Raw genomic sequence first — 9,234 nt, 5'->3', positions numbered from 1 at the left:
GATCATCCCGTCCAAAGCAGACCGGGCCGGGCGCATCCCTCACGACACCGAAATGTACAAATGGCGCCATCTCGTCGAGAACTTCTTCTGCCATCTCAAGGCATTCCGACGCATCGCAACCCGTTACGAAAAGACCGATGCTTGCTTTGCCGGACTCCTCAATCTCGTCACCGCTTTCCTCGCAATCCGATAACTGTAAACAGGCCTTAGGGGAGTAAGGGAGTAAGGGAGTAGGGGAATAGGGAGTAGATGGACACGCGCTTGTGAGCGTTGCCGAAGCCGCCAAAGAATGACTATCCCTACTGCCCTACTGCCCAGTGGCACGAAAATGCTAATCCTTCCCGCAAGATGGAACCCGGTCGCGCGCGGCTTTGGCGGCTACGCCGCCTGACAGCGCGATTTCTTCTTCGGCTGATTTCGGCCCGATCAGATCACAAGCCAGGCGCTAGATCAGGTGCTTGCTGACGCTCAGCCGGGTCACCGCAGTCACGAGAATGGCGCCGACCATGAAATACAGGGTCGCCACGACGTCGCCCTGATGGAAGTGGTATCCGGAATTGAGAAGCGCCAAAACCACGGCAAGGAATGCCACGAGGCGCAAGGGTTCATTGGTCATGCGTGCCAACTTTCGCTGTTGCTGCTGAGCGGCCACCCTCAAGGCCGCGCGCTGAATAAGGTGTTTTGACGTATTTTGCAATCTCGGCGGATCACTGCGTTCGGCGCAGAATTAGGCGAAGGCCCTGCCCTCCTCGCTGCGCTGGAACAACGTCAAGTCCAATCCCAGGCTTGGGCGGCCGAGAATGGTCAGGATCGCATGCGCCTGGCCGCGGTGATGGGTCTGGTGGTTGAAGACATGAGCCAGCGCCGGCGCCAGCCGCTGCGAAACAGTGCGCATGTCTGAGACGGTCATATACGTGAAGCGGCCGGCCAGCGCCTTCTCGCTCAAGGCCCCGACCCAGTCGATGATCCTCTTGTCTTCGGCCTCGCGCGTCATGCGCAATACGGGCAAGGCTCGGTGCAGGATGGCGTCAAGATTGGTTGGCGCGTCGCCCTCGCCGGTGAAGCGCTTCATCCAGATGCGGTCGGCGGTGAGCAGATGGTTGAGCGTTCGCATCATCGATCCGAAGAAGGCGCCGACATCGCGATTGAACTCCTCGTCGGTCAGGTCGTCGGCGGCATCGTAAATGCGGCCATTGGCCCATTGATTGTAGGCCGCAAACATCATGAAATGCTGCTTCATTTTTTTCTCCCCGCCTGCGAGACTCCGTTCCGGCGCAGGCCGCCTAACTAGACCGCGAGGACGCCGCCGCCAATGACCATTCTGCTCTATGACCTCGTCGGACGCGATACCGCGCGTCCGTTCAGCCCGCATTGCTGGAAGGCGGCGATGGCGCTTGCCCATAAGGGGCTCGACATATCAAGCGTGCCGACCCGCTTTCTCGAAGTGCCAACCGTCGAAGGCGGCATCTCGAAGACCGTTCCGGTGATCCGCGACGGCGAGAGGGTGGTCGCCGATTCCTTCGCCATCGCGCTCTATCTCGACGAAGCCTATCCAGAGCGGCCGACATTGTTTGGCGGCGATGGCGGCAAGGCGATGGCGCGCTTCATCGAACGCTGGTCGCAACTGACCATCCATCCCTATGTCACGTCAGCGGCGATCATGGATCTACACGCCATGCAGGACGAGGCGAACGCCGCCTATTTCCGAAGGAATCGCGAGCAACGCTTCGGCAAGAAACTGGAAGAGGTCGTGGCGGCGCGCGACGCCGGGCTGGCCGCCTTCCGCGCCTCGCTGGAGCCGCTGCGCTCGACGCTCGCCTACCAGCCATTCATCGGCGGCCAATCGCCGCTGTTCGCCGACTATATCGTCTTCGGCGCCCTGCAATGGGCGCGTATCGCCTCGCCCTACCGCCTGCTCGACGACAGCGACGTCGTGGCGCGGTGGTTCGAGCGCTGCCTCGACCTGCATGATGGCCTCGGCCGCAAGGTGGCGGCGGCAGCATAGTGCAGTAAGGCAATAGGGCAGTAAGGCAGTAGGTGCTCCTTCCCTACTGCCCTACTGCCCTATTGCCTTACTCCCCTACTCCCTTAGCAAAGGACGCGATGACGCCAGGTCCGCAATTCCCCGACGATTTTCGCGCCGCGCTCGTCAATCTCTTCCTGTGGCGCCGGGATGTCAGGCGGTTTGAACCGACGCCGCTTCCGGAAGGCGCGCTGGAGCGGCTGCTCGGCCTCGCCAGCATTGCGCCCTCTGTCGGGCTGAGCCAGCCATGGCGCTTTGTCGTGGTCGAGAGCCCGGAGCGCCGCGAGGCCGTCAAAGCCTGCTTTGAGCGCTGCAATGCGGAGGCGTTAACATTGTTTAGCGCCGAACGCGCCGCGCTCTATGCCCGCCTGAAACTCGCCGGCCTGAATGAGGCGCCTTGTCAGTTCGCGGTTTTCGCCGATCACGCAACCGGACAAGGGCACGGGCTCGGCCGCATGACGATGCCTGCCACCATCGAATACTCGGCCGTGATGGCGGTCCATACGCTGTGGCTGGCGGCGCGCGCCGAGGGCATAGGCATGGGCTGGGTCTCGATCCTCGATCCGGCCGAGATGGCAACGATCCTCGACACGCCTCCGCTATGGACATTGATCGGCTACTTCTGCGTCGGTTACCCCTCACAGGAGCACAGCGTGCCCGAACTGGAACGAGAGGGGTGGGAGGTCCGGCGACCTCCCACCATCATGGTACGCTGATCCGCGAGCCACCCTCCCCTTGGCAATGGGCCGGGCGGCTTGTATAGAGCCCGCCACCTCAAGTTCCATTTCTCATCACAAGGACCATCGCATGGCGCTCGAACGCACCTTTTCCATGATCAAGCCGGACGCGACGCGGCGCAACCTTACCGGCGCCATCACCAAGATGCTGGAAGATGCCGGGCTGCGCGTCATCGCCTCGCGCCGGGTGTGGATGAGCCGCCGCGAGGCGGAAGGCTTCTATGCCGTCCACAAGGACCGTCCGTTCTTCGGCGAACTGGTGGAATTCATGTCCTCCGCACCAACGATCGTGCAGGTGCTGGAAGGCGAGAACGCCATCGCCAAGAACCGCGAAGTGATGGGCGCCACCAACCCGGCGAATGCCGCCGAAGGCACCATCCGCAAGGTGCATGCGCTGTCGATCGGCGAGAATTCGGTGCACGGCTCCGACGCGCCGGAAACCGCCGCGCAGGAGATCAAATATTGGTTCTCGGATACCGAGATCGTCGGCTGAACCGGCAGACCAGCTTTCAGGCAAGGCCGGCGTCTCGCCGGCCTTTTTGTTGGAGTGCCTAACCATCCGCACTTCCGCCGCGGCTCACCTGCGGTAAGGTGGGGTCAGGGCACAGTGGAACCGACCTGACCATGACCAGCGCCATTCCCGGCTTCTTCCAAGGCACGGAGATGCCAAACAGCGGCTGGTGGGAGGCGCTGTGGCCGGACCCCGCAGGCGTACTCTCTGCAACCCGGCTGAAGCCGGGCATGGATGTGGTCGACCTCTGCTGCGGCGACGGCTGGTTCACCCTGCCGATCGCCAGGGTAGCCCGCCGCGTCATCGCCATCGATATCGACACGGATCTGATCGAGGTCGCCCGGCGCCGGCTGATCGACGCCGGCGCGACCAATTGCGAATTCATCGCCGGCGACGCCTACGAACTCGCCAGCCTGGTATCTCGACCGGTCGACTTCATCTTCATGGCCAATGCCTTCCACGGAGTGCCTGACCGGCCGCGGCTGGCGCGCGCCGTGGGCGCGACGCTTGGCCCGGCCGGGCGCTTTGCCATCGTCAACTGGCACCGGCAGCCGCGCGAGACGACCACGGTGCTGGACGAGCCGCGCGGGCCGAGGACCGAATTGAGGCTGTCACCGGAACAGACCATCGCGGACGCCGAAGCGGGCGGCCTGAAACTTGCCGAACTGGTCGACGTGCCACCCTATCACTATGGGGCGGTGTTCGAGCAAAAATCGGCCTGAGGGTGTCTGCCTAAATTAGCTGGCCGCGTTGAATCGCAAAATATCGCGGCCGTCCTTGTCGACGATGGTGAGCTTGCCGGCATCGACATGGTAGGACGCCGCCCTGGCCAGCGCCCCGAACAGCGCTTTCTCTTCGGCCATGACATCAGGCGCGCAGGCCTTGAAGGTCGAGCCGATGCCGCTGATGGCGATCGCCGAACCATCGACCTTGGCGGTGGCGAAGTAGACGTTGCAGGGGCCGCTGCCGCCGGCCTTGCCGTCCTCGCCGATCCTGAACGTCGCCTGCGGCTCTGAAATCACGCCGATGCCGTCGATATATTCGACAAGCCAGCTCTGCCCGAACACCGCGGCAGGCTTGTCGCTCGGCGTCACCATCTTCAGCATTACGGTCTGCGGCGCGTCGCTGAGCGGATCGACCTGATGACGCGTGTCGGTGACGAACATCAGCCGGTCGTCGACAGTGATGCGCGCCTGCAGCGCGTAGGTCATGTTGGGCCGGATCACCTGGGGATCGAAGCTGATCTCGAACTTGATCGGCACCTGGCCGGCCGGCGCCACCTTGCGTTCGCCGAGGATTGCGGCCGGTGCATCGGCCAGCGACACATCGGCAAGCTGAACCGAGAGCACGGCGTTGGGCGGCAAGGCGATGCGCTCGCGGTACAGCACTTCGCCCTTCAAGACTTTCTCGGCGGCCACAGACAGCTCCGGAACGGCCAGCATGCCGACGACCAGCGGCACGAAACCGAAGATGAAAAATTCGGCGATCCTGTCCAGCATGATCCTGCTCCCTAGAGCCTGTTCCATCCCGATGGATCGGGATGCGGCTCTATTTTCTTGTTTGAGCATGATCTTTTCCGAAAACCGGATTCCACTTTTCGGGATCATGCCCCGCATGCCTAACCGGCCAGAAGCTCTCGCAGGATTGCGGTGGTTCCGTGGCACGGCATTGTTCAGTCGGTGGCTACTTCCAACGGCTTGCAGCCTCGCCGTCGGTTTCCTTGGTGTGAGCGGCAAGGTCTTGCCGAAGCCAAGCTTCAGGGCGATCACGAAGTCGTGTTCCCAAGCAGAGGTAACGCAGCGAGCCTCCGGGCCGAACTGGCCAATGCGCGCTTGAGGAACGGCGTGCTTAACAACCCAATCGGAGGTGAAATCATGTCAACGAGATCAACCGTGAGCGCGGCCTTACTGGCCAGCGCCGTTGCCACGGCTCTTGCTTCTTTTGCGACGGCCGCGCCGCTGACCGAGGCACAGGTCAAGGCTGCGATGGACGCCGGCAAGGAGAAGTGCTTTGGCGTCGCCCTGAAGGGACAGAACGACTGCAAGGCAGGTGCGGGAACTACCTGCCAGGGTACTTCGACTGTCGATTACCAGGGCAACGCCTGGAAGTTTGTCGACGGCGGCACCTGCACCACGATGGAACTGCCCGGCGACCGCAAGGGCTCGCCCGCGGAGCTGACCCGCGACATCCCGTCGTAAGCAATGCAATCTGCCGGAAAGCGGAGGGGAAGATGAACGGACTGGCCACCCGCCTGGCATCCCGCCTGTCGAAAACCTCACGCTTTCCGGCGTTCCCGGTCCTCGGTCTTGCCGGCACCAGCTTCAAACATGAACATCTATCCGCGATCCTCACCGACGAGCCAAACGGCGGTTTCTTCGAGGTCCATGCCGAAAACTACATGGGCGCCGGCGGTCCGCCGCACGACGCGCTGACCAGGATCCGCCGCGACTATCCTGTTTCACTGCATGGGGTGTGCATGTCGATCGGCGGACCGAGGCCGCTCGACAAAGCGCACCTCGGTCGTTTCAAGGCGCTCGTCGAGCGCTACGAGCCTGCGCTCGTGTCCGAGCATCTCGCCTGGTCGACCCACGACAGCACCTACTACAACGACCTGCTTCCCCTACCCTACACACCGGCAACGGCTTCACGCGTGGCGGATCACATCGAAGAAGTGCAAGGCGCAATCGGACGCCCGATCCTGCTCGAGAATCCCTCGACCTACGTCCTTTTCCCGGAATCGACAATGAGCGAGACGGATTTCATCCGCACGCTGGTGCGGCGTACCGGTTGCGGCCTGCTGCTCGACGTCAACAACGTTTTCGTTTCGGCCACCAATCACGGCTATTCAGCTCTTTCCTACCTCGCGGATTTCCCGCTCGAACATGTCGGTGAAATCCACCTGGCCGGCCACGCCGAACAGGAGGATGACGAGGGCGATCTGCTGCTCATCGACAGCCATGACGGCCCGGTCGCCGACGCGGTCTGGAAGCTCTTCGATATTGTCACCGGCCGCTGCGGGCCGCTCCCGACGCTCATCGAATGGGATAGCAACATTCCCGACTGGCCGGTACTCAAGGCGGAGGCTGGCGCCGCCCAGGCGATCCTCGACCGTCATGCCAGCCAAATGCTCGAAAAAGCCCATGCCGCGGGATGAGCTCGAGTCGGGCGGTCTCGGCCGCAGGTTTGACTATGCCGCGGCATTCACCGCCGGTTTGCTCGATCCTGACCGTGCCCCGCCCGACGCCGTTTCGGGGCCGAGCGGGAAGGCTGCGGTCAGGCGATATGCCGTCTATCGCAACAACGTCACGGTCAGCCTGATCGATGCGCTTGCCGCCAACTTTCCGGCCACGCTGCGCATCACTGGCCCGGACTTCTTTCGCGCCATGGCTCGCTTCCATATCCGCGAAACACCACCCTCTTCGCCGCTTCTGTTCGAATACGGCCGCGACTTTCCCGATTTCATCGAGCGCTACGAACACGCGCAGTCAATGCCCTGGCTGGCCGACGTGGCGCGCATGGAGAAGGCCTGGCTCGACGCCTATCATGCCGCTGACGCGGAGCCGTTGGCTTCCGGAGCACTGGCGTCGATCCAGCCCGAGCGACTGGCCGATACCGTGTTTGAGCCGCACCCGGCAACGCGCGCCATAAGATCGCGCCATCCGGTCGCAACGATTTTTGCCGCAAACCGGAGCGACGGCCCCGTTGGGCGGATCGAGGCGAACGGGCCTGAAGATGCGCTGGTCACGCGGCCCGGCCTCGAAGTCTTTGTTCGCCATCTGCCACCCGGCGGCGCGTGTTTTCTGGATCGTCTCATGGCGGGCGAACCGCTCGGCGCGGCGGCCGCGGCAGCATTCGCGGAGATTGCCGAATTCGACCTTTCCGCCAACATTGCCGGCCTGCTGCAAGCGGGCGCCTTCATGGCGGCACACCAGGGAGGGTGAGCATGACGGACCATCGGTTGAACACAAGCACCGAACTGCGAGGGGTGGCTGCCCTCGTCGAGAGAGCGAACGCCACACTTCGCATGATTGCCACGCCAGCGCTGACTCAGCTTGCCTTGCGCTGCGGGCTTGCTGTTCCCTTCTGGCGTTCAGGCGTCAACAAATGGGACGGTTTTCTGCAGCTGAACGATGTCGCAGTGCTGCTTTTCAGTTCGGAGTTCAAGCTGCATCTGCCGGGTGGCCCTTACGATTTTCCCGCACCCGGGATCGTGGCGTTCGCCTCAGGGTCAGCGGAAATCCTGTTGCCAATTTTCCTTGTTCTCGGTCTGGCGACAAGACTGGCGGCATTCGGGCTGCTTGTGATGACGCTGGTCATACAGCTTACCGTGCCAGACGGCTGGCCGCTGCACATCACCTGGGCGGCGATGGCGCTTGGCATCATGGCATGGGGACCCGGCCGGATTGCGCTCGATCATTGGATTGGCGCCGACAAAGGCTAGCCAGTCCAGCTCTTTCCGCGGCCGCATTGCCTCAAGAGGGTTAATTTCGTTTCAGCACAGCCTACTTCCAGCGGCTGGCGGCCTTGTCGTCGCTCTCCTTGGCGTCGACCCAGCCGCCTTGCGAGCCGTCGCCATGGTGTTCCTTCTTCCAGAAGGGCGCGCGCGATTTCAGATAATCCATCAGGAAGTTCGCCGCCTCGAACGCAGCCTGCCGGTGCGCCGAAGCCGCCACCACCAGCACGATGTTCTCGCCAGGCCGGACCTTGCCATGGCGGTGGATGACGGTCAGACCCTGCAGCGGCCAGCGTTCGGCTGCTTCGCCCGCGATACGGGCGATCTCGGCCTCGGCCATGCCGGGATAATGTTCGAGTTCGAGTGCCGAAAGCCTGCCCGCCTCGTCGCGGCAAAGGCCTGAGAACGTCACCACGGCGCCGATATCGGCGCGGCCCCGGGTCAAGCTGGCGATCTCGGCGGCGACGTCGAAATCCCCGGCCTGGATGCGCACGACAGGCACGACCGCGGCCGACATCTGTTTCAGCCTCCAGTCATCGGCGGGAACAGCGCGATCTCGCGCGCGCCTGATATCTTCTCGCGATGCTCGACATGTTCCTGGTTGATGGCGACTCGGATCACATCGGGATATTGCAGCGCATGCTCATATTCCTCGCCGCGCGATTTCAGCCAGCGCAACAGGTCGGCGACCGTTTCGACGCCGCCAGGCAGTTCGACATCCTCCTGCGGCTTGCCGATCCGCTCGCGCACCCAGGCAAAGTAGATGAGCCGCGTCGACATCTCACTCGTCCATGATGTGCTTGAGGCCGGCGCGGAAGTAGTCATAGCCGGTGTAGAGCGTGACAAGTGCTGCGATCCACAACAACACCAGGCCGGTCTGGGTGGTCAGCGGGAAGATCTTGTCGCCGGCCGGCCCGGCGAGCAGGAAGGCGATGGCGACCATCTGGATGGTGGTCTTCCATTTGGCCAGCTGCGTCACCGGCACCGAAACCTTCAGCGCCGCCAGATATTCGCGCAGGCCCGAGACCAGGATCTCGCGGCACAGTATGATGATCGCCGCCCACAGCGACCAGCCGGCGATGCCGGCGTGGCGATCGGTGTCGGCGGCAAGCAGCAGCAGGCTGGTGGCGACCAGCAGTTTGTCGGCGATCGGATCGAGCATCTTGCCGATGTTGGAGGTCTGTTGCCAGGCGCGCGCCAGATAGCCGTCGAAATAGTCGGTGATGGACGCCAGCAGGAAAATGATCAGCGCGGACCAACGGGCGAAGTCGCTCGACTTCAGCTGTCCCTCGATAAAGAAGCACAGCACGACCAGCGGCACCGCGATGATACGGGCGTAGGTGAGCATATTGGGCAGGTTGAACGCGCGCTGGGCCATATTTTCGGGACTCTTTCTGCCTGCGTACTCAAATCAGAAGCGAATGTGGGGGGTCAACAGGCCAGATTCGATTGGCCAGCCGAAAATAACGACCAAATCGACTCTTAAAGTGAGTCTTATGCATGTCGTTAC

General features: G+C 62.8%; 14 protein-coding genes and 1 pseudogene. 9 read left to right on the top strand and 6 right to left on the bottom strand.

Annotation, left to right across the window (positions count from 1 at the left end; all coding sequences use genetic code 11):
• A pseudogene (locus MESS2_RS14150) lies at positions 1 to 193 on the top strand (IS5/IS1182 family transposase); the annotation flags it as partial.
• A gap of 252 nt (positions 194 to 445) precedes the next feature.
• Here the strand turns inward: MESS2_RS14150 and MESS2_RS32730 are convergent.
• Together MESS2_RS32730 and MESS2_RS14145 are read right to left on the bottom strand one after the other, a co-directional pair.
• A complete protein-coding gene (locus MESS2_RS32730) occupies positions 446 to 616 on the bottom strand; it encodes a hypothetical protein (protein WP_008875021.1) in 171 nt (56 codons plus the stop codon).
• Positions 617 to 727: 111 nt separating this feature from the next.
• A complete protein-coding gene (locus MESS2_RS14145) occupies positions 728 to 1,240 on the bottom strand; it encodes a DinB family protein (protein ID WP_008875020.1) in 513 nt (170 codons plus the stop codon).
• A 72-nt stretch (positions 1,241 to 1,312) separates the two neighbouring features.
• Between MESS2_RS14145 and MESS2_RS14140 the strand changes: the two genes are divergently transcribed.
• The 4 genes from MESS2_RS14140 (at position 1,313) to MESS2_RS14125 (ending at position 3,993) form a co-directional block, all read left to right on the top strand.
• Positions 1,313 to 2,005: a glutathione S-transferase family protein gene (locus MESS2_RS14140; protein ID WP_008875019.1), complete on the top strand. Its 693-nt coding sequence runs from the start codon at positions 1,313 to 1,315 to the stop codon at positions 2,003 to 2,005.
• 98 nt (positions 2,006 to 2,103) lie between these two features.
• Entirely contained in the window at positions 2,104 to 2,739 is a 636-nt protein-coding gene (gene bluB, locus MESS2_RS14135; RefSeq protein ID WP_008875018.1) for a 5,6-dimethylbenzimidazole synthase, read from the top strand.
• Between the two features lie 91 nt (positions 2,740 to 2,830).
• On the top strand, positions 2,831 to 3,253 hold the full coding sequence (gene ndk, locus MESS2_RS14130) for a nucleoside-diphosphate kinase (RefSeq protein ID WP_008875017.1): 423 nt from the start codon (positions 2,831 to 2,833) through the stop codon (positions 3,251 to 3,253).
• Between the two features lie 131 nt (positions 3,254 to 3,384).
• Entirely contained in the window at positions 3,385 to 3,993 is a 609-nt protein-coding gene (locus tag MESS2_RS14125; protein ID WP_008875016.1) for a class I SAM-dependent methyltransferase, read from the top strand.
• A 15-nt stretch (positions 3,994 to 4,008) separates the two neighbouring features.
• Here MESS2_RS14125 and MESS2_RS14120 read toward each other — a convergent pair whose 3' ends face one another.
• Complete coding sequence (locus MESS2_RS14120; RefSeq protein ID WP_008875015.1) at positions 4,009 to 4,770, bottom strand: YbaY family lipoprotein; 762 nt, start codon at positions 4,768 to 4,770, stop codon at positions 4,009 to 4,011.
• 375 nt (positions 4,771 to 5,145) lie between these two features.
• Here MESS2_RS14120 and MESS2_RS14115 point away from each other — a divergent pair, with 375 nt between their 5' ends.
• Genes MESS2_RS14115 through MESS2_RS14100 form a run of 4 tightly spaced genes read left to right on the top strand, consistent with a single transcriptional unit; the run spans position 5,146 to position 7,712 of the window.
• Entirely contained in the window at positions 5,146 to 5,469 is a 324-nt protein-coding gene (locus MESS2_RS14115) for a BufA1 family periplasmic bufferin-type metallophore (protein WP_008875014.1), read from the top strand.
• A gap of 32 nt (positions 5,470 to 5,501) precedes the next feature.
• Entirely contained in the window at positions 5,502 to 6,425 is a 924-nt protein-coding gene (gene bufB / locus MESS2_RS14110; protein ID WP_008875013.1) for an MNIO family bufferin maturase, read from the top strand.
• Positions 6,412 to 7,212, top strand: coding sequence for an HvfC/BufC N-terminal domain-containing protein (locus tag MESS2_RS14105; protein WP_008875012.1), 801 nt, complete (start codon positions 6,412 to 6,414; stop codon positions 7,210 to 7,212). Before bufB ends, MESS2_RS14105 begins: the two co-directional genes overlap by 14 nt.
• Before the next feature lie 2 nt (positions 7,213 to 7,214).
• Positions 7,215 to 7,712, top strand: a complete 498-nt coding sequence (locus tag MESS2_RS14100) for a DoxX family protein (protein ID WP_008875011.1) — start codon at positions 7,215 to 7,217, stop codon at positions 7,710 to 7,712.
• Positions 7,713 to 7,773: 61 nt separating this feature from the next.
• Here the strand turns inward: MESS2_RS14100 and MESS2_RS14095 are convergent, their stop codons facing one another.
• The 3 genes from MESS2_RS14095 to pgsA are packed head-to-tail and all read right to left on the bottom strand — an operon-like array spanning position 7,774 to position 9,102.
• A complete protein-coding gene (locus MESS2_RS14095; RefSeq protein WP_008875010.1) occupies positions 7,774 to 8,241 on the bottom strand; it encodes a molybdenum cofactor biosynthesis protein MoaE in 468 nt (155 codons plus the stop codon).
• A 5-nt stretch (positions 8,242 to 8,246) separates the two neighbouring features.
• Positions 8,247 to 8,504, bottom strand: coding sequence for a molybdopterin converting factor subunit 1 (gene moaD, locus MESS2_RS14090; RefSeq protein ID WP_008875009.1), 258 nt, complete (start codon positions 8,502 to 8,504; stop codon positions 8,247 to 8,249).
• Position 8,505: 1 nt separating this feature from the next.
• Positions 8,506 to 9,102 (bottom strand): CDP-diacylglycerol--glycerol-3-phosphate 3-phosphatidyltransferase, encoded by a 597-nt coding sequence (pgsA, locus tag MESS2_RS14085; RefSeq protein WP_008875008.1) that lies wholly within the window; start codon positions 9,100 to 9,102, stop codon positions 8,506 to 8,508.
• Between the last annotated feature and the right edge of the window lie 132 nt (positions 9,103 to 9,234).

Origin of the sequence: Mesorhizobium metallidurans STM 2683 (genome assembly GCF_000350085.1) — a bacterium.
Classification (GTDB): Bacteria; Pseudomonadota; Alphaproteobacteria; order Rhizobiales; family Rhizobiaceae; genus Mesorhizobium; species Mesorhizobium metallidurans.
This window is presented reverse-complemented; position numbering and strand designations above follow the sequence as displayed.